Annotated in this window: 1 pseudogene; it reads right to left on the bottom strand. The window is 53.4% G+C overall.

Annotated elements, in window-relative coordinates:
- Positions 1-253: pseudogene (locus H8K52_RS20900) on the bottom strand (IS5/IS1182 family transposase); the annotation flags it as partial.

Below are 253 nucleotides of genomic sequence, written 5' to 3'. Positions count from 1 at the left end.
ACTGCGCCAATTTCGAAACCGAAGCGGGTACGCATCCGATCAAGACGATCCAGATAGGGACCACTATCATGGACATTGGCTGGTGTAACGTGGGTATCGGTGATGAGGGAATGGACGCCATCGACGGTGCGATGATCGAGGTAGAAGAATCCCGTTGGCTTGCCATCACGAACCATGTAGCCCGCATCGGGATCGACCGGACTGATTTTGATTTCTTTCGTTGGCGGCTCTTCATCGTCGTCTTGATGCGAGA

The sequence above is a fragment of the Affinundibacterium seohonense genome (assembly GCF_014284305.1).
In the GTDB taxonomy this organism is placed as follows: domain Bacteria; phylum Pseudomonadota; class Gammaproteobacteria; order Burkholderiales; family Burkholderiaceae_D; genus Undibacterium; species Undibacterium seohonense.
Note: the sequence above shows the minus strand (reverse complement) of the source record. Positions and strands in the feature narration are given on the sequence as shown.